This window comes from Amycolatopsis ponsaeliensis, from assembly GCF_030182635.1.
GTDB classification, from domain to species: Bacteria; Actinomycetota; Actinomycetes; order Mycobacteriales; family Pseudonocardiaceae; genus Amycolatopsis; species Amycolatopsis ponsaeliensis.
Map to the genome: position 1 here is coordinate 170,513 of NZ_JAPZLD010000020.1, position 21,258 is coordinate 191,770.

The window sequence follows — 21,258 nt, forward strand, 5'->3', positions numbered from 1 at the left end:
TCGTAGGCTGGGTGGTTCGTTAGCCTTTCCGGGCAGCGAGAACCGTCCATGTCGAAGGAGAGCAGTCGCAGTGCTCCGCACTCACAACGCCGGCACCCTGCGTGCCGAGCAGGCCGGACAGACCGTCACCCTCACCGGATGGGTGGCCCGGCGGCGAGATCACGGCGGCGTCATCTTCATCGACCTGAGGGACGCCAGCGGCGTCGCCCAGGTCGTCTTCCGCGAGGGCGAGATGGCCGAGCGCGCGCACGCGCTGCGCTCGGAGTTCTGCGTCAAGATCGTCGGCGAGGTCGCGAAGCGCCCCGAGGGCAACGCGAACGCCGAGATCCCCACCGGTGAGATCGAGGTCCTCGCGACCCAGCTCGAGGTGCTCTCCGAGGCCGCGCCGCTGCCGTTCCCGATCGACGACCGCGTCGACGTCGGCGAGGAGATCCGCCTCAAGCACCGCTACCTGGACCTGCGCCGCAGCGGCCCGGCCGCGGCCATGCGGCTGCGCAGCGAGGTCAGCCGCGCCGCCCGCGAGGTGCTGCACAACCAGGACTTCGTCGAGATCGAGACGCCGACGATGACCCGCTCCACCCCGGAAGGCGCCCGCGACTTCCTGGTCCCGGCCCGGCTCAAGCCCGGCTCCTGGTACGCCCTGCCGCAGTCGCCGCAGCTGTTCAAGCAGCTGCTCATGGTCGGCGGCATGGAGCGGTACTACCAAATCGCGCGCTGCTACCGGGACGAAGACTTCCGCGCCGACCGCCAGCCGGAGTTCACCCAGCTCGACATCGAGATGAGCTTCGTCGAGCAGGACGACGTCATCGCCATCGGCGAGCAGATCGTCTCCGCGCTGTGGAAGCTGATCGGGCACGAGATCCCGCGGCCGATCCCGCGCATCACCTACCACGAGGCGATGGCCAAGTACGGCTCGGACAAGCCGGACCTGCGCTTCGACCTCGAGATCACCGACATGACGGAGTTCTTCGCCGACACGCCGTTCCGCGTGTTCCAGGCGCCGTACGTCGGCTCGGTCGTGATGGCCGGCGGCGCCGGCCAGCCGCGTCGCCAGCTCGACGCGTGGCAGGAGTGGGCGAAGCAGCGCGGCGCGCGCGGCCTCGCGTACATCCTCGTGAACGAGGACGGCACGCTCGGCGGCCCGGTCGCGAAGAACCTGTCCGAGACCGAGCGCGAGAACGTCGCCGCCGCGGCGGGCGCCAAGCCGGGCGACTGCATCTTCTTCTCCGCGGGCAAGGCCTCGAGCACGCAGCCGCTGCTCGGCGCCGCGCGCGACGAGATCGGCAAGCGCCTCGGCCTGATCGACGAGGACGCCTGGTCGTTCGTGTGGGTCGTCGACGCGCCGCTGTTCGCGCCGGTCGAGGACATCGGCGACGACGTCGCGGTCGGCTCCGGCAAGTGGACTGCGGTGCACCACGCGTTCACCTCGCCGACCCCGGAGTGGATCGACAAGTTCGAGCAGGACCCGGGCAACGCCCTGGCCTACGCCTACGACATCGTCTGCAACGGCAACGAGATCGGCGGTGGCTCGATCCGTATCCACCGCGGCGACGTCCAGAAGCGCGTCTTCGCGCTGATGGGCCTCGGCGAGGAGGAGGCGCAGGAGAAGTTCGGCTTCCTGCTCGACGCCTTCGCGTTCGGCCCGCCGCCGCACGGCGGCATCGCGTTCGGCTGGGACCGCATCGTCATGCTGCTGGCCAAGGCCGACTCGCTGCGTGACGTCATCGCGTTCCCGAAGACCGGCGGCGGCTACGACCCGCTGACGGCGGCGCCGGCGCCGATCACGGCGCAGCAGCGCAAGGAAGCCGGCATCGACGCGAAGCCCGCCGCGCCCCCGCAGAACTAGTGCTGCACCTCAGGGCCGTGTGCCCGCCGGACAAGACCGCCCAGGCGCTCGACATCCTGCGGGCCCACGCCGGGACGGCGCACCTGATCGTGCACCGCGGCGCGGCCGTGTCGCCCGAGGGTGACCTGGTCGAGGCCGACATCGCGCGCGAGGCAACGGACGAGATCGTCGAAGCGCTGTGCGTGCTCGAGCTCGACCACACCGGCGGCATCACGCTCGAAGCGCTCGACACCGCGTTGTCCGACGCCGCCGACGAGGCGGAGGAAGCGGCGCCGGGCGAGGCCGCGGACGCCGTGGTGTGGCAGGAGCTGCTGTCGCGCACCGGCGAGGAGTCGCGGCTCAACGTGACGTTCTTGGCGTTCCTCACCATCGCCTGCCTGCTGGCGGCGGTCGGCGTGCTGACGGACTCCGCGGTGACGATCGTCGGCGCGATGGTCGTCGGCCCGGAGTTCGGGCCACTGGCCGCGCTCGCGGTCGGCCTGGTGCTGCGGCGGTGGGACCTCGTCCGGCTCGCGGGCGCGGCGCTGGGGATCGGCTTCCCGCTGGCCATGGTCGTCACGCTGGGCGGCGCGCTGCTGGTCCGGGTGACCGACGTCTTCGGCGCGCAGGCGTTCGAGCTGAAACAGCACAACGAGGTCGACTTCGTGTTCTCGGTCGGCGTACCGTCGCTGGTTGTGGCGATGCTGGCCGGAGCGGCCGGGATGCTCGCCATGACGTCGGCGAAGTCGGCCGCCCTGGTCGGGGTGTTCATTTCCGTGACCACGGTGCCGGCAGCGGGGTACGCCGTCGTGGCAGCCGTGGCGGGGGAGTGGAACCGATGCGTCCAATCGGTGGGTCAGCTGCTCGTGAACCTCCTCGGAATCGTTGCAGCAGCGGCCATTGTGTTGATCGTGCGCCGGAATGGGCAACGTTCACCGGTGGGGATGCGTCCGCTTTCACGGGGATGACCTCGCCCGGGCCGGATGCTACTTCTTGTCCGGATGTCAGTAGTCATGGTTGCTCAGTCACGAGTAGGGTCGGTGACAATGACAGTCGACACCTCCTCCACCGGCGATGCTGGGGTCGGGGCAGGAGCCGAGCACCTCGCCATCGCCGCGGCGGTCGCGGCGGGCGAGTCCGTTCTCTCGCGCCGGTTCGGCAGTGCGATCACGCTGGTCGCGCCCGAAGACCTCGCCGGGAGCGGACCGGCGACGGTGGTCCGGGCACGAGTGGTGTCGTCGTCGTTCGCGCTGCCGCGCACGCTCGTCATCAAGCACTACCCGGACGAGCCGGCCTCGGGTGCCGACCCGTTCGCCCAGGAGGCGGTCAGCTACCAGCTGTTCACCGCGCTGGCGCCGGACGAGCGGATGTGCCCGGAGCTGCTGGCCCACGACGGCCGCGACCGCGTGCTGGTGCTGGAGGACCTCGGCCGCACGCCGACGCTGGAGGACAAGCTCTACGCCCGCGACTCCCGCGCGGCCGAGCGCGCGCTGCTGTCGTGGGCGCGTTCGCTGGGCCGGCTGCACGCGAGCACGGCGGGGCGTGAGGCCGACTTCAACGCGCTGCTGCGGCGCCTCGGCGGCCCGGCGAAGACCGATCCCGCCGGCGACGACCTGTGCGACCACGTGCCGTCGGTGATCCAGGAGCGGCTGGGCATCCCGGCGCCGGAAGACGTCCTCGCGCAGGTGGCGACGGCGCAGGAGCAGTCGCGATCGGCGGGCTTCCGCGCGTTCAGCCCGGTGGAGCTGAGCCCTGACAACAACCTGGTGACCGGCGAGAGCGTCCGGTTCCTCGACTTCGAGTACGGCCGCGTCCGCTCGGCCCTGGTCGACGCGGCGCACCTGAGGCTGCCGTTCGCGAGCTGGCCGGACGCGCTGGCCCTGCCGGCGGGCATGAGCGAGGCGATGGTCGCGGCGTGGCGCGCGGAGGTGGTGGGGGTCTGGCCGGCGCTCGCCGACGACGAGGTCCTGGCCGAGCAGCTGACGATCAGCGAGCTGCTGCGCGTGTGGCTGATCACGGGGGAGGAGCTGGGGTCGCTGGACCTGTCCCGGCACGCCGCCCCGGTGAGCCGCGAGGCGGCGTTGGTGACGTGGTGGCGGGACTTGGCCAGGCACGCGGGGTATGTCCGGATGACGGCGGTTTCGGAGTTCGCGGCCCGGGTGGCGGCGGCCTTGGCGGCCCGGCTGGGTCCGCACGCCGACCTGGCGTTCTACCCGGCTTTCCGCTGAGCCTGCCGGCCCCGGCCGCTCGAACAGGACATTTGCCCCACCTGTGAGGTGAGCGTCAAGAATTAGGCGCCCGGTCGCGGGCGTGTTACCTCGTCCTCACCGCAAGTGAGCTTCCGTGGCCGATGGTCGTGGGCGTGACCGTGATGAGTGTCGAAGTCACCCCCGAACCCTCCCGCCCGAGCCGCCCCGCGCTCGCGGCCGTGCCGCCGTGTGCGCCGCTCAGGCATGCCGAACGGCTCGTCGTGCTCGGTGACTCCACCGCCGTCGGGCTCGGCGATCCCCTGCCGCGGCGCGGGGGCTGGCGGGGCGTCGGCCCGCTCGTCGCAGCTGCGCTCGGGGTCGACGGCAGTGGCTACCTGAACCCCGCCTTCACCGGTGCCCGGATGCGGTGCGTGCTCACCGAACAGGTGCCCGCCGCCGTCGCGCACCGGCCCGATGTCGCGCTGCTCGTGGCCGGCATGAACGACACCCTGCGCCCGGACTTCGACGCCGCCCGGATCGCCGCCGACCTCACCGAGGTCATCCATCGGCTGCGCCAGGTGAACACCACCGTCGTCCCGGTCCGGTTCCACGACCACAGCAAGGTCTTCCGCCTCCCGCCGTCGCTCAAGCGCGCCCTCAGCGCCCGCGTCGCCGAGCTGAACGCCGCCATCGACGACGTGGTCGCCCGCGAGGGCGTGCCCTGCCTCGACCTCGACCGCCTCCCCGGCGCCTACGACCTGGCCGTGTGGAGCGTCGACCGGCTGCACCCCTCCGAACTCGGCCACCGCCTGCTCGCGGACGGCTTCACCGGCCTCCTCGCCGAAGCCGGCTTCGCCGTTCCCGAGCCGGTGAGCCTCACCTGCGGCGGCGGTGTCGAGCCCAGCGCCGCCGGGCACGTGGGGTGGCTGGTGCTCAAGGGAATCCCGTGGCTCTGGCGCCGCGGCCGCGAGTTCCTGCCCTACGCCGCGGTCATCATGTGGAACTCGTTCCGCGCCCGCTGAACACCCGCAACGCCTCCGCGTCCGAAGCCGGGTTGCGGACGAAGTAGTTCGCCCACGCTTCGATGTCGGGATAAGCCGACCGCGAAGCCAAGAACCGGCACGCCGCTTCGACGTCATACTCAGTGCGCCGCAGCTGGACGCCGTCGCCGAGCAGGGCCCAGTGCGCACCCCTTGTGCCGTAAGGCATTCCGACGCTGCCCGGGTTGACGACCAGCCGCCGGTCCGCGAGCCGGACGAACGGCATGTGCGTGTGCCCCAGCACGACGGTCTCCTCGGCCACCCCGGAAAAGACCTCGGCCCAGCGCTCCAACGGACTGTCGACGAGCACGATCTCCGTGTCGTCGCGCGGGGTCGCGTGGCAGAACAGCACGCCGTCGAGCGACACCGTCAGCGGCAGCGCGTCGAGCACCGGCAGGTCCGCGGGACGCAGCTGCTGAGCCGCCCACGGGAAGATCGGGTCCGGGACGAACTTCCCGGTCCCGCGCGCGGACGACGCCAGTTCCCGGTCGGCGTTGCCCCGCACCCGGATCGCCCGGGAACCCAGCTCCAGCAGCCGGTCGAGGGTTTCCACCGGCATCGGGCCCGCGAGCATGTCGCCGAGCAGCACGATCCGGTCCGCAGCCTCGACGTCCGGCTCGGCGAGCACCGCCTCCAACGCCGGGAGGACGCCGTGGATGTCCGACAGCACCGCCACGTTCATCGGTCCACCCTCGGGCACGGCGGCGCCCCGGGCGAGGGATTTCGCCCAGGGCGCAACCGGGTCACGCCGTGGTGAGCGGCAGCTCCCGCACACCCGTCATGTTCGGGTTCACCTGGAACTTCGGCGGCTCACCGGGAATCGTGCGCAGCGCCGGGTAGCGGTCGAAGAGGATGTTCAGCGCCACCCGGCCTTCGAGCCGGGCGAGTGGCGCCCCGATGCAGAAGTGGATCCCGCGGCCGAACGCGAGGTGCGGGTTGGGGTCGCGCAGCGGGTTGAACGTGTCCGGCTCGGCGAACACCCGGTCGTCCCGGTTGGCCGCCGCGACCCAGACCATCAGCATCTGGTCCGCGGGCACGGTCACCCCGCCCAGCTCCACCTCGCGCATGGTCGCGCGGGCCACCGCCGCGAACGGCGACAGGTACCGCAGCGACTCCTCGATCGCCGGCGGCACCAGCGACCGGTCGGCGCGCACGCGCTCGTCCCACTCGCGGTGGGTGTCCAGGCACAGCACCGCGTTGCCGAGCAGCATCGTGGTGGTGATGTGCCCGGCCAGCAGCAGGACGTTGGCGAAGTTGACGACCTCGTTGCGGGTGAGCTTCTCCCCGTCGAGCTCGGCTTCGACGAGCTTCGTCAGCAGGTCCTCCCGGGGCTGCTTCCGCCGTTCGTCGACGTGCACGCCGAGGTACTCGACGAGCGCCTTCTGTCCCTCCAGGGACTTCTTGACCGCGTCCTCCCGCCCCTTGGTCTGCTCCTTCAGCGAGAACTGCTCCGAGGAGCTGAACAGCTTGTCCACCCAGCCCTTGAACAGGTGCCGGTCGCTCGCGGGGACCCCCAGCAGCTCCGCGATGACGATCACCGGCAACGGGTAGGCCAGGTCTTCGACGAGTTCGAGCCGGCCGGAGGACCCCGCCGCGTCCAGCATCTCGTTGGTCACCGCGGCGATGCGCGGCTCCAGGTCCGCGACGACCTTCGGCGTGAACGCCCGGCTGACGAGCTTGCGCATCTTGTTGTGCAGCGGCGGGTCCAGCTGCAGCAGGTTGCCCGCCTGCATCTCCTCGAAGTCGATGTCCGGGTCGACGCCGGCCATCATCTCCTTCGGCACCAGCCGGGTGGTGTCGGACGAGTACGTCGCCGGGTCGCGCAGGACCTCTTCGGCCTCCGGGTGCCCGTAGACGTTCCAGAACCCGAGCTCCTCCGCGTGGTGCACACGCTCTTCGGGCTGCTTCCCCCGCAGCCAGAACTGGGATTCGTGGAGGCCCCAGGTGTCCGCTTGTGTGGTGGTGGTCATGTCCGCCCCTTCTTTCCCCTTCGTGGCCCCGGGATCAGCCGGGTGCCTTGGTGGGATCGTGTGCGTAGATCCCTTGCCGGTAGCCCGAGACGAGGTCCTCGAGCGCCGAACCCAGCTCCGCCGCCACGGCCGCGACCGCGCGGGGATCGGGCTCCCCGGCCGGCTCGAACGCGGTGCGGATCATGTACGCGAGGACTTCCGCCTTCTCCTCCAGCGGGATGCCCCCGAACTCGTCGGAAAGCGTGTCGCCCAGGTAGAAACCGAGGGTCGACGCGTTGAGCGCGTAGGTCAGGTTCGGCACGTCCGAGCGGATCAGCCCGTACCGGAGCATCGCCTCTTCGAACTGCCTGCGCAGTTCGTCCTGCTGCTTGCGCAGGGCGAGGTCGCCGAGCGAGCCGAACATGTCGGCGTTGCCGCGCAGCATCGCCATCACCAGCGGTCGCTGGTGGGTGACGAGGAACGACGCCGAGATCATCCGGTGCGGGAGGATCATCGCCGGGTCGGCCCGGATCCGGCCCAGGATCTCGTCGGTCAGGTCGGCCGACTCGCGCATCATCAGTGCCTGGAACAGCAGTTCCTTGTTGCGCCAGTGCAGGTAGACGGTGCCTTTGCCGATGCCGACCGCGCGCGCGATGTCGTCGACCGCCACCTTCCGGTAGCCCATGCGCAGCAGCAGCTCACCCGCCGCGTCCAGGATGCGGTCGGCGCGCTCGCGGTTGGGATGGCTCATGCGTCTCCACCTGCTGGTTCGTTGAACATTTGACCTGTTGACCGGAATCGCACTTTCGGTCAACCGGTCACCACGACGGTAGCGCTCTTGCGCGGACCGGGGCAAGGGTTCTGTCGGTGGCTTCGGTTAACGTCATCGTTGTGGCACAGGACGAGCTCTTCACCGTGAACGCCGACGTGGCGCCCCCGCCCGAGCGGACGACGTCGAACGCCGAAGAGCGGCAGGCGGACCCGGCGAGCTCCCCGCTGGCCGTGCGGATGCGGCCGCGGTCGCTCGACGAGGTCGTCGGCCAGCAGCACCTGCTGCGCGAGGGCGCTCCGCTGCGGCGGCTGGTCGAGGGTGCCGCGCCGGCGTCCGTGCTGCTCTACGGCCCGCCCGGCACCGGCAAGACGACGCTGGCCAACCTGGTCTCGATCGCCACCGGACGCCGGTTCGTCGCGATGTCGGCGCTTTCGGCGGGCGTCAAGGAGGTGCGCGGGGTCATCGAGGAAGCCCGGCGGCGCCGGCAGTACAACACCGAGAACACCGTCCTGTTCATCGACGAGGTGCACCGCTTCTCCAAGACCCAGCAGGACGCCCTGCTCGGCGCGGTCGAGGACCGCACGGTCCTGCTGGTCGCGGCCACCACCGAAAACCCGTCGTTCTCCGTCGTCTCGCCGTTGCTGTCGCGCTCGCTCGTGCTGCAACTGCGCCCGCTGACCGACGACGACATCACGCGGCTGCTGGAGCGCGCGCTGGCCGACGAACGCGGTCTGGGCGGTGAGCTGACGCTGACCGACGACGCGCGCGCCCACCTCGTCCGGCTCGCGGGCGGGGACGCGCGGCGCGCGCTCACGGCGCTGGAGGCGGCGGCGGACGCGGCGTCGGCCACCGAAGCGAAGACGATCGACCTGCCGACCGTCGAGTCCACTGTGGACAAAGCGGCGGTGCGCTACGACCGCGACGGCGATCAGCACTACGACGTCATCAGCGCGTTCATCAAGTCGATCCGCGGGTCCGATGTGGACGCCGCGCTGCACTACCTGGCCTGGATGATCGAGGCGGGGGAGGACCCGCGGTTCCTCGCGCGGCGGCTGGTCGTGCACGCCAGCGAGGACATCGGCCTCGCCGACCCGACGGCCTTGCAGGCGGCGGTCGCGGCTTCGCACGCCGTCCAGTTCATCGGCATGCCCGAGGGCAGGCTGGCGCTCGCGCAGGCGACGATCCACCTGGCCACGGCACCGAAGTCGAACGCGGTCGTCACCGGCATCGACGCCGCGCTGGCCGACGTCCGCGCCGGGCTCGCCGGCACCGTCCCGCCGCACCTGCGCGACGGGCACTACGCGGGCGCGAAGAAGCTCGGCAACGCGCAGGGGTACCGCTACCCGCACAACGTCCCGGAAGGTGTGCTGGCCCAGCAGTACCCGCCGGACGAGCTGGTCGGCAAGGACTACTACGAGCCGACCCAGCGCGGCGCCGAGCGCACGCTCGCCGAGCGCGTCCCGAAGCTGCGCCGGACGATCCGCGGGGAGAAGTGACTCCGGCGGACGAATCTCCGGAAACCTGATCACCGGGGTGGCCCGCGTCGGCCAAGATCATCGGGTTTCGTAAGCTTCGCGCCTTGAGGCGGTCACGAATCGGGCCGCCGTGACCGCAGGAGGCGCTCCCGTGCCCGCGACGCTGCAGTGCATCGTCCTGGATTGTCCGGAACCGGTCGTGCTCGCGAACTTCTACCAGGAACTGCTCGGGGGAGAAGTGGACCGGCCCGACCCGCGGTGGCGGATCGACCAGGACTTCTCGACCCTGCACGTCGCCGGGTTGGTCCTGGGGTTCCAGCGCTCGGCGGACTACGAGCCGCCGCAGTGGCCGGACCCGGCCCACCCGCAGCAGTTCCACCTCGACTTCGAGGTCGACGACATGCGCGTGACCCACCACCAGGTCCTCATCCACGGCGGCCGGCTGCTCAGCCCGGATCCCGACGGTCGCGGCTGGCGCGTCTACGCCGACCCGGCCGGCCACCCGTTCTGCCTCCTCGGCGACTACTGACCGAGCGGGGCGCCCGGCCGTTCGGCACGATGGGGACCATGAGCGTCGCGTTTCTCGGAACCGGAATCATGGGCGCGCCGATGGCGGCCAACCTCGCGAAGGCGGGCCTCGACGTCCGGGTCTGGAACCGGACCCGGGCGAAGGCCGAACCGCTCGCCGACGTCGCCACGGTCGCCGATTCGGCGGCCGCCGCGGCCGAGGGCGCGGACATCCTGGTGACGATGCTCGCGGACGGTCCCGCGGTCGCTTCGGCGTTCGAAGCCGCTTCGCCCGCTTCGGGCACGTTGTGGCTGCAGATGAGCACGGTCGGCCTCGACTGGACCGACCGTCTCGCGGCGGCGGCCGAGAAGGCGGGCGTGGTGTTCGTCGACGCGCCCGTGCTCGGCACGCGAACCCCGGCGGAGCAGGCGCAGCTGCAGGTGCTGGCGTCCGGGCCGGAGGAGGCCCGCCCCGCGGCGACGCCGGTGTTCGACGCGGTCGCCGTGAAGACGCGGTGGCTCGGCCCGGCCGGGCAGGGGAGCCGGCTGAAGCTGGTCGTCAACGCGTGGGTGCTGGCGCTGACCAACGGAACGGCGGAGAGCCTCGGCCTGGCCCGCGGGCTGGGCCTGGACCCGGCGCTGTTCCTGGAGACGATCAAGGGCGGCGGCCTCGACGTCGGCTACGCCCACGTGAAGGGCGGCGCGATGCTGGCGGGCGAGTACCCACCGGCGTTCCCGGCCGGCTTGGCGGCGAAGGACGCGAGGCTGGTGGTCGAGGCGGCGGGCGAGGAGGTCGACGTGGCGGGGGCGCGCGCGGTACTGGCCCACCTGGAGACGGCGGTGGAAATGGGCCACGGCGAAGAGGACATGGCAGCGCTCTACCGCGCGGTGGTGAAGGACGCCTGACGTCCGGTGGCCGCTCGTGGGCCCCGGGAGACGGGTGGCGCCGAGCCGGTCGTTGCCCGGCAGCCTGCGAGGCGTGTGGCGAGCCGGTCGTTGCCCAGTCCGCTCGTCAGGCCGGGAGAAGCGTCGCCAGGCGGTCCACGCCCAGCCCGCTCGTCATCAACCGCTCCTTCGCGTTCCCCAGCAGCCGGCTCGTCCACGGCGTGAAGCCGCCGTCGCCGACGTCGGCCAGCTCACCGCCGAAAGACGCGTACACCTTGAAGCACAGCCCCTCGTAGTACCCGCCGCGCCCGCCTTCGCGCTCCGGGAACGGATGGGTCGGCACGTCCACCGCGCCGAGCAGGCCCTCGAAGCGCGGGTCCAGCACCGTCACCCCGAGCGAGACCGCCGTGGCGCCCAGCGCCCGGCAGCCCGCCGCCATGAGCCGCGCGTGCTCGGCCAGCGCCGCCCGCTCGAAGGCGAGGTTGCCTTCGTCGCGGCCCGCCGTCACCGCGCCGAACAACGAGAAGTGCGCGAACAGCCCGGCGCGGTCGACGCGCTGGGCCCGGACCACCCGCTGGACCGTCGCCAGCCGCACCGAAGAAGACCCGGAGCGCCGGACCGCCGCTTCGAGCGCCAAACCCGTCGTCGGGTCCGCCGCGACCTCCGTGCCGCGGCCGGTCGGCACCACCCGGTGCTGGGCGAGCCCGGTCACCGCCGAATGCGTGCCCAGCGGAACCACCGGCGCGAGCGCCACCAGGTCGAAGGAGGCCGCCGCCGTCAGGAGCACGTCCTCGACCCGCCGCAGAGAAGCGAACGGCAGCGGGCTCGCCGCGACGAACCGGTCGTCGCGGTGCCGGCGCAGCACGTCGGCCGGAGCGAGCCGGGCCGCCCGCCTCCGCGCGACCTCCAGCTGGACCGTAGTCAGGTCGGCGCCCGGCAACGCGGCCAGCACGTCGGCCGCGGCTCCGCCCGGCCCGGCGAGGACGCGGCGGCCGGGTCCGTCGTCGTGTGCCATCGCCCAGGTGTACCGCCCCGGGACCGCCGGAGCGAGGCGTTTTCCGGCCCGCGCGGGGTGACACGGTCGGGCACCCGGCCAGGCGGTAACCTCACCAGCACCCAAGACCGCTTATCCGAGGAGGGCCCGTGTCGGCAGGGCAGATCGCCGCGTTGATCGCCGCAGGAGCATTCGTGGTGCTGGTCGTCCTGCTGGCGATCCCGCTGATCAAGCTCGGCAAGACGCTGGACGCGGCCACCGAGGCGATCGAGCGCACCAACAGCAACACCGACCCGCTGCTGATCGGCGCGAACCAGACGATCACCCACGTCAACACCCAGCTCGAGCGGGTGGACGGGATCACGTCGAACGCCCAGGCCGTCACCGGGAACGTCTCCGCGCTGACGTCGGTGTTCACCGCGACGCTGGGCGGCCCGCTGGTCAAGACCGCGGCGCTGTCCTACGGGCTCAGCAAGGCGATCCGCGCGCGCAAGAAGAAGAGCGCCGCGAAGGCCGCGAAGAAGGCCGGCAAGTGAAGCGGCTGTTCTGGCTCGGCGTCGGCGTGGTCACCGGGGTCGTGCTGTCGCGCAAGGCCGCCGAAACCGCTCGTCAGGCCACTCCCGCGGGGTTAGCATCGAACCTGGGCGACGCCGTGCGCGAGCTGGCGGGCGCCGTGGGTTCCTTCGGCGCCGAGGTGCGCGCGGGCATGAACGAGCGGGAGCAGGAGTTGCACGACATGGTCGAGCAGCGGACGGGCGTGGTGACGCCGCAGGCGTCCGGCCGGCACGCCGCCGACCGCCGCCCCGTCCGGCGAGCTCGCCGGGCGGAGCGCTGACCGGTCGCTTCTCCGCGACCCGGAAGCCGCTCCGCCGCCGTCGTCATCCCGTACTCCGGCACCAGCACAAGGACCTGACCCGTGGACACACACGAAATCACCGACCGTTTCCTGCGCCATTTCGAGAGCAAGGGCCACACGCGCGTGGCCAGCGCGCCGCTGATCCTCGACGACCCCAACCTGCTGTTCGTCAACGCCGGCATGGTGCAGTTCAAGCCGTACTTCCTCGGTGAGGCGCCGCCGCCGTACCCGCGCGCGACCTCCGTGCAGAAGTGCGTGCGCACGCCGGACATCGACGAGGTCGGCAAGACCACCCGGCACAACACGTTCTTCCAGATGGCCGGCAACTTCTCCTTCGGCGACTACTTCAAGGAAGGCGCCATCGAGTACGCCTGGGAGCTGATCACCAAGCCCCAGAGCGAAGGCGGCTACGGCCTCGACCCGAACCGCATCTGGGCGACCGTCTACAACGACGACTCCGAGGCCGCGGGCCTGTGGCGCAAGCTCACCGGCCTGCCCACCGAGCGGATCCAGGAGCGCGACGGCAAGGACAACTACTGGGACATGGGCGTGCCCGGTCCCGGTGGCCCGTGCTCGGAGATCTACTACGACCGCGGCCCGGCGTACGGCCGCGAGGGCGGGCCGGTCGCGGACGAGGACCGCTACATCGAGATCTGGAACCTCGTCTTCATGCAGGACGTCCGCGGCGACCTGAGCCCCAAGCTCGGGCACAAGCCGATCGGTGAGCTGCCGAAGAAGAACATCGACACCGGCATGGGCGTCGAGCGCGTCGCGACGATCCTGCAGGGCGTCGAGAACGTCTACGAGACCGACCTCGTGCGCCCGGTCATCGGCCGCGCGGAGGAGTTCTCCGGCCGCCGCTACGGCGGCAACCACGCCGACGACGTCCGCTTCCGCGTCATCGCCGACCACGCCCGCACCGGCGTCCTGCTGATCGGCGACGGCGTCACCCCGGGCAACGACGGCCGCGGCTACGTGCTGCGCCGGCTCCTGCGCCGCATCGTCCGCTCCACGCGCCTGCTCGGCGTGCAGGAGCCGGTGCTGCAGGAGTTCGCGAAGGTCGTGCGCGACACCATGGGCCCGACCTATCCCGAGCTGGTCGACGGCTTCGACCGGATCAACGAGGTCGTCCGGATCGAGGAGGAGGCGTTCCTCTCGACCCTGACCAGCGGCTCGCGCATCTTCGACCTCGCGGCCGAGGAGACCAAGCGCGGCGGCGGCGACGTGCTGGCCGGCGACAAGGCCTTCCAGCTGCACGACACCTACGGCTTCCCGATCGACCTGACCCTGGAGATGGCGTCCGAGCAGGGCCTGAGCGTCGACGAGGACGGCTTCCGCACGCTCATGAACGAGCAGCGCACCCGCGCGAAGGCGGACGCGGCGGCGCGCAAGACCGGCCACGGCGACCTCTCGGAGTACCGGAAGGTCCTGGAGCAGCACGGCGAGACCGAGTTCCTCGGTTACACCGACCTGCAGGCCGAGGCGAAGGTCGTCGCGCTGCTCGAAGACGGGCAGCCGGTCCGCAGCGTCCCGGCGGGCAAGAAGGCGGAGCTGGTCCTCGACCGCACGCCGTTCTACGCCGAGAGCGGTGGCCAGGTCGCCGACACCGGCGTGCTGCTGGGCGACGGTGTCGAGTTGAAGGTCCTCGACGTCCAGAAGATCGTCCCGGGCCTGTTCGTGCACCGCGTCGAGGTGGTCGACGGCGAGGTCGGGCTCGACACGAAGGTCACTGGCTCGGTCGACGCGCACCGCCGGCTGTCCATCGAGCGCTCGCACTCCGCGACGCACCTGGTGCACGCGGCCGTCCGCGGCGCGTACGGCAAGCGCGCGGCGCAGGCGGGCTCGCTGAACTCGCCCGGCCGCATGCGGTTCGACTTCACCACCCCGGGCTCGGTCTCGGCGGACGTGCTGACCGAGGTCGAGCAGGAGGTCAACGACTACCTGCAGACCAACGTCGAGGTCCAGAGCTTCACCACGACCAAGGACAAGGCCCTCGAGCTGGGCGCGGTCGCGCTGTTCGGCGAGAAGTACGGCAACGACGTCCGCGTGGTCGACATGGGCGAGTACTCCCGCGAGCTCTGCGGTGGCACGCACGTCGACCGGATCGGCCAGCTCGGCCTGGTCAAGCTGGTCTCCGACGCCTCCATCGGCTCGGGCGTGCACCGCGTCGAGGCGCTCGTCGGCAGCGACGCGCTGAAGTACGTCCGCAAGGAGCAGCTGCTGGTCTCGCAGCTGGCGAACACCTTCAAGGTGCCCTCGGACGAGCTGCCGGGCCGCATCGAGGACGTCCTGACCCGGCTGAAGAACGCCGAGAAGGAGATCACGCAGCTCAAGACCCAGCAGGTGCTGGGCTCGGCGGGCTCGCTGCTCGACAAGGCGCAGGAGATCGGCGGCGTCACCGTGGTGGCCGAGGTCGTCCCGGACGTCGACGGCAACGGCCTGCGCGCGCTCGCCTCCGACATCCGCGGCCGGCTCGGCACGCGGCCCGGTGTGGTGGCGCTGTTCTCGCCGGCCGGCGAGAAGCTGAGCTTCGTCGTCGCCACGACCAAGGCGGCCCAGGACAAGGGCATCGCCGCGGGCAAGCTCGTGCCGTCCTTCGCGGAGAAGATCGGCGGCCGCGGCGGCGGCAAGCCCGACATGGCCCAGGGCGGTGGCACGAACCCGGCCGGCGCGGCCGACGCGGTCTCGGCCCTGCGCTCGGCGATTGCCGGCATTGGTTAACCGCGGGAACCGCGGCCCGGATCGGCCTGGTCCAGGCGATCCGGGCCGCGGTCGGCGGCTCGGCGTCGATGTCGGATCCGTCCGGGTCGGGGTGGCGCTGAGCGATCCGGCCCCCGTGCTCGCTTCGCCATTGGTTACCCTCTCCCGCGATGCGACCGACGACAGTGATCTGGACCAGCTGGCCGCCCTCGTCACCGAGCACGAGGTGGTCGAGGTGATCGTGGGCTTGCCGCGAACGCTCGCCAACCGGCAGGGTCCGGCGGCCGAGCTGGCGATCGCGTATTCTGAACGCCTGGCCGGGCGCGTCGCGCCCGTGCCGGTCCGGCTGGGCGACGAGCGGCTGACCACGGTCACCGCATCCCGCATCCTCTCCCAGCGCGGGGTCAAAGGCCGCAAGCAGCGTGCGGTGGTCGACCAGGCCGCCGCCGTCGAGATCCTGCAGGCCTGGATCGACGCCGCTGCTGCGCACCGCGCCCGGGAGGGAGACCGATGAACGACCAGCCACCTGAGTCCCCACGCGGGCGCAGGCGACTCCGCGAGCCGGGAGCGGCGACCCCGCCGCCGTCCCGGCCCGCACCACGTCGTGCGGACCCGCACGACCCCCACGCGAGCGGCTACCAGGAGCTGCCGCAGCCTTCGCGGCACAGCGGCTCCCACGAGCTGCCCCAGCCGTCCCGCCGGGCGCGGCCCGAGGCGGGCTACGACCCGCGCCGCGACGCACCGCCGTCCGGCCGCCGTCGCCGCCTCGAGCCGCCGGGCACGCTGCCCCCGGCCGACGACGAGTTCGACCCGCGGGAGGCCGAGCGCTCGGCCCCCGTCCGCGCCCGCCACGGCCTCGACGACGGCGCCGAAGCCCAGGCCCCGCGCCGCCGCCGCGCGGCCCCGGAACCCGGCGAGCCCGCCGAACCTCGGCGCCGGCGGCCGGCCCCCGCCGCGGAGGAAGCGCCTTCACGCCGCCGCCGTCCCGCGCCGGTCCCGGACGAGCCGGCCGACGCACGCCGTCGCCGGCCGACCCCCGAAGAGCTGGCCGAAGCCGAAGCCGCGCGCCGCCACCAGGCGATGCTCGACCTGGAAGAGGCCGCCGAAGCGCAGGCCGCCCGCCTGCGCGGCGCGCCCGACGAGGGCCAGGCCCCGCGCCGCCCCCGGGGCGCCTCGGACGAGGTGGCCGACCTCGCCCGCTTCCGGGCCGAGGCCGCCGAGCAGCCGCCCGGCCGGCGCCGGGCCGCGCCCGACCCAGCCGATGCCGCCGATCCGCGGCGGCGCCGCGCGGCACCCGATCCCGAAGAGGCCGGCGATGCGCGCCGGCGTCGTGCGGCGCTCGATCCCGACGCCGCGTCCGACCCCCGGGCACCGGAGCCCCCGCGGCGGCCCGTCCAGCCGGGTGACCGCTCTGTCGGCGTGCCCGAACCCGGAGCCGCGCCCCGGCGCCGTCGTCCGCCGCCCCCGCCCGTGCGCGAAGAGCCGGTGACCGACATCATCCCGGCGCAGGCCCCGGCGCCCCCGGCCGAGCCGTCGCACGAGGAGCCCGAGGAGTTCGTCGCCGAAGACGACGAGTACGCGGAGTACGACGACTACGACGAGTACGCCGACGACTACGAGGAATACGACGAAGACGAGTACGAAGACGAGTACGAGGACGAGCCGAAGAAGCCGCGCAAGAAGAAGGGCAAGCGCGCCCTGGGCTGGGTCGCCGCGCTCGTCGTGATCGTGCTGCTCGCGGGCGGCGCCTACTACGGCTTCAACAAGATCTTCGGCTACGAAGACTTCGAGGGTTCCGGCGACGGGGACGTGCTGTTCCAGGTCGACGACGGCGACTCGACGTCGGCGATCGGCACGAAGCTCGCGACCGCGGGTGTCGTCGCCAGCGGCAAGGCTTTCGTCAAGGCCGGCGAGGACAACCCGAAGCTGTCGCGGATCCAGCACGGCTTCTACGTGATGAAGGCGCACATGTCCGGAGCCAGCGCGGTCGACCGGATCCTCGCGCCGGCGTCGCGGGTCGGCCAGCTGGAGATCCGGCCGTACACGCAGTTCGACGACATCACCCAGCCCGACGGCAAGGTGACGCCCGGCGTCTACAGCCTGATGGCGAAGGCGTCGTGCGCGCAGATCGACGGCAAGAGCACCTGCGTCTCGGCCGACGACCTGCGCAAGGCCGTCGACGCGGCGGACCTCAAGACGATCGGCGTGCCGGACTGGGCGATCGAGCCCGCGAACAAGGCCGACCGCAAGGACCGCAGGCTCGAAGGCCTGATCGCGCCGGGCCTCTACGACGTCCGCCCCGGCGCGAGCGCGCAGGAGATCATCGGCCAGCTGGTGCGCAGTTCGACCGAGGCGATCCAGAACGCCGGCCTGAGCCCGCAGTCGACCGGCCCGGAGATGACGCCGTACCAGACGCTGATCATCGCGTCGATCATCGAACGCGAGGCGGTGAAGGCCGACTTCGGCAAGCTCTCGCGGGTCATCTACAACCGGCTCGCGATCAACATGCGGCTGCAGATGGACTCGACGGTCAACTACATCCTGGACCGCCCGACGCTGCTGACCAACGAAGCCGACCGCGTGAAGTCCGGGGCGTACAACACGTACAAGATCAACGGGCTGCCGCCGACGCCGATCTCGGTGCCGAGCGCCGACGCCATCCAGGCGGCGGTGCACCCGGTGGCGGGGGACTGGGTCTACTTCGTCAAGTGCGAGAAGAACGGCCTGTCCTGCTTCGCGGTCACCAACGACGAACACAACAAGAACCGGGACCTGGCCAGGGATCGCGGTGTCATCTGAGCCGCGCAAGGCCGCGGTGCTGGGCAAGCCGGTGGCGCACTCGCTGTCCCCGGTGCTGCACGGCGCCGCGTTCGCCGCGCTCGGCCTGACCGGCTGGACGTACGAGCGGATCGAAACGGGCGCCGAGGAGCTGCCCGGCCTGATCGCCGGCCTCGGCCCGGAGTGGGCCGGGCTGTCGGTCACCATGCCGGGCAAGCGCGCGGCGCTGGACCACGCGGACGAGGTGACGCCGCGCGCGGCCGCGGTCGGCGCGGCCAACACCCTGGTCCGCACCGCGAAGGGCTGGCTCGCGGACTGCACCGACGTCGACGGCGTCACCGGGGCGCTGCGGGCGGCGGGTGGCTACGAGCCGTCGCCCGGGGACACCGGCGTCGTGCTCGGCGCGGGTGGCACCGCGGCCGCGGCGGTCGTCGCGCTCGCGGCGCTGGGCGTGCGGCAGGTGCGCCTGGTCGTGCGGGATCCCGCACGAGCCGGCGAAACCCTCGACGCGGCGAAGCGGGCTTCGCTCGACGTCGACGTGCTTCGCTGGTCCGAGACGGACTTCGCGGCCTTGGGGTCCGCGGCGGTACTGGTGAACACCGTGCCGCCGGACGCCGTGGACCCGCACGTGGCCGAGCTGGCGGCGATCGCACACGTCCTCGACGTCATCTACCACCCGTGGCCGACGCCGCTGGCCGAAGCCGTCGCGGCGCGCGGCGGCCGGCTCGCGACCGGGCTGGACATGCTGCTGCACCAGGCGTTCGGGCAGGCCGAGCACTTCACCGGCCGGCCGGCCCCGCGAGCGGCGATGCGCGACGCCCTGCGCGAAGCCACCGGGAACCTGCTGCCGCTGCCGATCGGCTGAATAATCGCTTGCCCGCGTTGATATTCTGGTCGACTGCCTTGAAGAAGGGGGTCTACCGAATGACCAGCCAAGAAGCGTTGAGCGAGGACGAAATCGAGTCGAACTGGGTCGGCGGTGAAGCGCCGAAGCTCAACTCCACGGTCCTGCTCGTCGACTACGACCCGGAGTGGCCGAAGCTCTTCGAACGCGAGGCCGAGCGGATCCGGAGCGTGCTGGGGGAGCAGGTGCTCGTCCTCGAGCACGTCGGGTCGACGTCGGTGCCGGGACTGTGCGCCAAGCCCTGCGTCGACATCCTCCTCGAGGTGCCGGACTCCGCCGACGAGGACGCGTACCTCCCGGCCCTGGAGGCGGCCGGCTACCGGCTCGTGATCCGCGAGCCGGACTGGGAGAAGCACCGCTGCTTCAAGGGCCCGGACACGAACATCAACCTGCACGTCTACTCGCCGGGCAACGGCCAGACGCCGCGCTACCGGCTCTTCCGCGACCGGCTGCGGTCGCACCCGGAGGAGCTGGAGCTCTACGCGTCGACGAAGCGCGAGCTGGGTGCGCGGGAGTGGAAGTACATCCAGCAGTACGCCGACGCCAAGACGGCGGTGGTCGAGGAGATCCTCGGCCGCGCGCGGGCCGCGCAGTACGACGGCTACAGCGAGGCCTACGCCGAACACGCGGGGAAGAGCGTCACCAACGCGCTTTACGACCGGCCGGCGATTGTGGACTTGGCGGGCGATGTCGAAGGCCTGAGCGTGCTGGACGTCGGCTGCGCGGCCGGGCACCTCAGCGCGCTGCTGGCCGAGCGCGGCGCCGGCGTCCTCGGCATCGACTCGAGCGCGGGCATGGTCGCCGTGGCGCGCGAGAAGTTCGGGGACGTCGCCCGCTTCGAGCAGGCCGACGTCTCCCTCCCGCTCGACCTGCCGGACGGCTCGATCGACGTCATCACGGCGTCACTCGTCCTGCACTACCTGCCGGACTGGGGGCCGGCGCTGGCGGAGTTCCGCCGGGTGCTCAAGCCGGGCGGGGCGCTGGTGTTCTCGGTGCACCACCCGGGCGAGGACTGGCGCTGGTTCGGCAAGGACGACTACTTCCAGCTCGAACTGCTGGAAGACGACTTCGGCCTCGACGGGAAGCCGCACCCGGTCCGGTTCTACCGGCGCCCGCTGAGCTGGACGTTCCAGGCGGTCCGCGACGCCGGGTTCGCGGTCGACCGGCTGGTCGAGCCGATGCCGGTGCCGGCGGCGGACGAGGCCGACCCGAAGTGGGCGGAGAACCTGCGGACCAAGCCGCGGTTCCTCTACTTCCGGGCGGTCAGTCCTTCTTAGCCAGATCCTGGATGAGGTCGACGATCTCCCGGCTGACCGGGCGGAACACCCGCAGCCGGGAGAGCGCGGCCAGCCGGGCGATCAACGGGACGCTGCGCTCCACCAGCATCCGGCTGCGCTTCTGCCCGGCCGACCGGTCGTGGACCCAGAACAGCACCACGCCCATCTGGTAGAGCCAGAGCAGTTCGGGCAGCTGGTCGCGCAGTTCCGGGTCGAGCTTGACGTCGGAGCCGTCGACGACCTCGCGCATGAGGCCGATCGAGGCTTCGCGGGCGGCCGAGGAGTCGTCGCTGAACGGGCTCAGCGGCGACTCCGGGTCGGCCGCGTTGACGAAGAACTGCGTGCCGAAGCGCTGGTAGGGCTCGGCGATGTCCAGCCAGCACAGCAGCACGGTCTTCAGGCGGGCGGCGAAGGCGCTCTCGCCGCCGATCCGGGCGCGGGCCTCGTCGAGGTGCTGTCTCGCGATCTCGTCGTAGAAGCCCTGGATGAGCTGTTCTTTCGACGAGAAGTAGTAGTAGGCGTTCCCGACGGAGACACCCGCTCCGGCGGCGATCGCGCGCATCGTCGTGCGGTCGTAGCCGTTCTCGGTGAACAGCCGCATCGCGGTCGTGACGATCAGGGACCGCGTTTCCTCGCTCTTGGCCACGTGCGGCACGTTAGCGCCGGGCACGTCAGGGCGCGGGGAAGGGCGGCGCCTGCGGCACGCCGGCGTAGGGCAGCGGGGCCGGTCGCGGCGCCTGCTTCGGGGCCAGGTGGTGGCGGCGGATGGCGTTGAAGACCAGCACGTTGACCAGGTGCATCCCGCCGAGGATCAGCGCGACAGTGCCGACCTTCACCGAGAGCAACTCGAACACCTCCCGCGCTGTGGGCACCTCGGCGTGGCTGGTCAGGAAGAGCGTCACGAAGCCGAGGCTGACCAGGTAGAAGCCGACGACCAGCAGCTGGTTGACGGCGTTGGCCAGGCCGGGGCTGTCGGCGAAGACCTCGGTGAGGAAGGTGCGGCCGTGCCGGCTGAGCGTCCGGGCCACGAGCACCGTCAACGGGATGCTGATCAGCAGGTAGAGGGCGTAGGCGACGACTATGCGATCCATGGTTCCTCCTCGTTTT

Annotated in this window: 20 protein-coding genes; 14 read left to right on the forward strand and 6 right to left on the reverse strand. The window is 71.7% G+C overall.

Features of this window, described 5'->3' with window-relative positions:
* The first annotated feature begins 70 nt into the window (after nucleotides 1-70).
* The 4 genes from aspS to QQ657_RS28505 all read left to right on the forward strand — a co-directional run bounded on the left by aspS (nucleotide 71) and on the right by QQ657_RS28505 (nucleotide 5,036).
* Complete coding sequence (gene aspS, locus QQ657_RS28490) at nucleotides 71-1,846, forward strand: aspartate--tRNA ligase (protein ID WP_284745332.1); 1,776 nt, start codon at nucleotides 71-73, stop codon at nucleotides 1,844-1,846.
* Nucleotides 1,846-2,793 carry a DUF389 domain-containing protein gene (locus QQ657_RS28495; protein WP_284745333.1) on the forward strand — a complete coding sequence of 316 codons (948 nt, stop codon included), beginning with the start codon at nucleotides 1,846-1,848 and terminating at the stop codon, nucleotides 2,791-2,793. Before aspS ends, QQ657_RS28495 begins: the two co-directional genes overlap by 1 nt.
* Nucleotides 2,794-2,871: 78 nt before the next feature.
* The gene (locus QQ657_RS28500) at nucleotides 2,872-4,053 is read left to right on the forward strand and encodes a phosphotransferase (protein ID WP_284745334.1); all 1,182 of its coding nucleotides are present in this window, start codon (nucleotides 2,872-2,874) and stop codon (nucleotides 4,051-4,053) included.
* Between the two features lie 122 nt (nucleotides 4,054-4,175).
* Nucleotides 4,176-5,036, forward strand: a complete 861-nt coding sequence (locus tag QQ657_RS28505; RefSeq protein WP_284745335.1) for an SGNH/GDSL hydrolase family protein — start codon at nucleotides 4,176-4,178, stop codon at nucleotides 5,034-5,036.
* Here QQ657_RS28505 and QQ657_RS28510 read toward each other — a convergent pair.
* The 3 genes from QQ657_RS28510 to QQ657_RS28520 all read right to left on the reverse strand — a co-directional run bounded on the left by QQ657_RS28510 (nucleotide 5,008) and on the right by QQ657_RS28520 (nucleotide 7,754).
* Complete coding sequence (locus tag QQ657_RS28510; RefSeq protein ID WP_284745336.1) at nucleotides 5,008-5,736, reverse strand: metallophosphoesterase family protein; 729 nt, start codon at nucleotides 5,734-5,736, stop codon at nucleotides 5,008-5,010. The two genes, QQ657_RS28505 and QQ657_RS28510, sit on opposite strands and share 29 nt — an antisense overlap.
* 61 nt (nucleotides 5,737-5,797) lie before the next feature.
* The gene (locus tag QQ657_RS28515) at nucleotides 5,798-7,024 is read right to left on the reverse strand and encodes a cytochrome P450 (RefSeq protein ID WP_284745337.1); all 1,227 of its coding nucleotides are present in this window, start codon (nucleotides 7,022-7,024) and stop codon (nucleotides 5,798-5,800) included.
* A gap of 34 nt (nucleotides 7,025-7,058) precedes the next feature.
* Nucleotides 7,059-7,754: a TetR/AcrR family transcriptional regulator gene (locus QQ657_RS28520; RefSeq protein ID WP_284745338.1), complete on the reverse strand. Its 696-nt coding sequence runs from the start codon at nucleotides 7,752-7,754 to the stop codon at nucleotides 7,059-7,061.
* A 140-nt stretch (nucleotides 7,755-7,894) separates the two neighbouring features.
* Here QQ657_RS28520 and QQ657_RS28525 point away from each other — a divergent pair, with 140 nt between their 5' ends.
* From QQ657_RS28525 to QQ657_RS28535, 3 genes are all read left to right on the forward strand, one after another.
* Nucleotides 7,895-9,271, forward strand: coding sequence for a replication-associated recombination protein A (locus QQ657_RS28525; protein ID WP_284745339.1), 1,377 nt, complete (start codon nucleotides 7,895-7,897; stop codon nucleotides 9,269-9,271).
* Between the two features lie 130 nt (nucleotides 9,272-9,401).
* Complete coding sequence (locus QQ657_RS28530; RefSeq protein WP_284745340.1) at nucleotides 9,402-9,779, forward strand: VOC family protein; 378 nt, start codon at nucleotides 9,402-9,404, stop codon at nucleotides 9,777-9,779.
* A gap of 38 nt (nucleotides 9,780-9,817) precedes the next feature.
* Nucleotides 9,818-10,663 (forward strand): NAD(P)-dependent oxidoreductase, encoded by an 846-nt coding sequence (locus QQ657_RS28535; RefSeq protein WP_284745341.1) that lies wholly within the window; start codon nucleotides 9,818-9,820, stop codon nucleotides 10,661-10,663.
* Between the two features lie 106 nt (nucleotides 10,664-10,769).
* Here the strand turns inward: QQ657_RS28535 and QQ657_RS28540 are convergent, their stop codons facing one another.
* A complete protein-coding gene (locus QQ657_RS28540; protein WP_284745342.1) occupies nucleotides 10,770-11,657 on the reverse strand; it encodes a hypothetical protein in 888 nt (295 codons plus the stop codon).
* A 128-nt stretch (nucleotides 11,658-11,785) separates the two neighbouring features.
* Here QQ657_RS28540 and QQ657_RS28545 point away from each other — a divergent pair, with 128 nt between their 5' ends.
* From QQ657_RS28545 to QQ657_RS28575, 7 genes are all read left to right on the forward strand, one after another.
* Nucleotides 11,786-12,172: a DUF948 domain-containing protein gene (locus tag QQ657_RS28545; protein ID WP_284745343.1), complete on the forward strand. Its 387-nt coding sequence runs from the start codon at nucleotides 11,786-11,788 to the stop codon at nucleotides 12,170-12,172.
* Nucleotides 12,169-12,471, forward strand: coding sequence for a hypothetical protein (locus QQ657_RS28550; protein ID WP_284745344.1), 303 nt, complete (start codon nucleotides 12,169-12,171; stop codon nucleotides 12,469-12,471). Before QQ657_RS28545 ends, QQ657_RS28550 begins: the two co-directional genes overlap by 4 nt.
* Nucleotides 12,472-12,552: 81 nt before the next feature.
* Nucleotides 12,553-15,213 (forward strand): alanine--tRNA ligase, encoded by a 2,661-nt coding sequence (gene alaS, locus QQ657_RS28555; RefSeq protein WP_284745345.1) that lies wholly within the window; start codon nucleotides 12,553-12,555, stop codon nucleotides 15,211-15,213.
* Entirely contained in the window at nucleotides 15,206-15,706 is a 501-nt protein-coding gene (gene ruvX, locus QQ657_RS28560; protein ID WP_284745371.1) for a Holliday junction resolvase RuvX, read from the forward strand. The genes alaS and ruvX overlap by 8 nt, the downstream gene beginning before the upstream one ends.
* Nucleotides 15,703-17,991 carry an endolytic transglycosylase MltG gene (mltG, locus tag QQ657_RS28565; RefSeq protein ID WP_284745346.1) on the forward strand — a complete coding sequence of 763 codons (2,289 nt, stop codon included), beginning with the start codon at nucleotides 15,703-15,705 and terminating at the stop codon, nucleotides 17,989-17,991. Before ruvX ends, mltG begins: the two co-directional genes overlap by 4 nt.
* Before the next feature lie 16 nt (nucleotides 17,992-18,007).
* Nucleotides 18,008-18,835, forward strand: a complete 828-nt coding sequence (locus QQ657_RS28570; protein ID WP_284745372.1) for a shikimate dehydrogenase — start codon at nucleotides 18,008-18,010, stop codon at nucleotides 18,833-18,835.
* Nucleotides 18,836-18,894: 59 nt separating this feature from the next.
* Nucleotides 18,895-20,151 carry a GrpB family protein gene (locus QQ657_RS28575; protein ID WP_284745347.1) on the forward strand — a complete coding sequence of 419 codons (1,257 nt, stop codon included), beginning with the start codon at nucleotides 18,895-18,897 and terminating at the stop codon, nucleotides 20,149-20,151.
* On the opposite strand, the gene QQ657_RS28580 is transcribed toward QQ657_RS28575, so the two are convergent.
* On the reverse strand, nucleotides 20,138-20,797 hold the full coding sequence (locus tag QQ657_RS28580; protein ID WP_284745348.1) for a TetR/AcrR family transcriptional regulator: 660 nt from the start codon (nucleotides 20,795-20,797) through the stop codon (nucleotides 20,138-20,140). The genes QQ657_RS28575 and QQ657_RS28580 overlap by 14 nt on opposite strands.
* A gap of 25 nt (nucleotides 20,798-20,822) precedes the next feature.
* Nucleotides 20,823-21,242, reverse strand: a complete 420-nt coding sequence (locus QQ657_RS28585; protein ID WP_284745349.1) for a hypothetical protein — start codon at nucleotides 21,240-21,242, stop codon at nucleotides 20,823-20,825.
* Nucleotides 21,243-21,258: the final 16 nt, after the last annotated feature.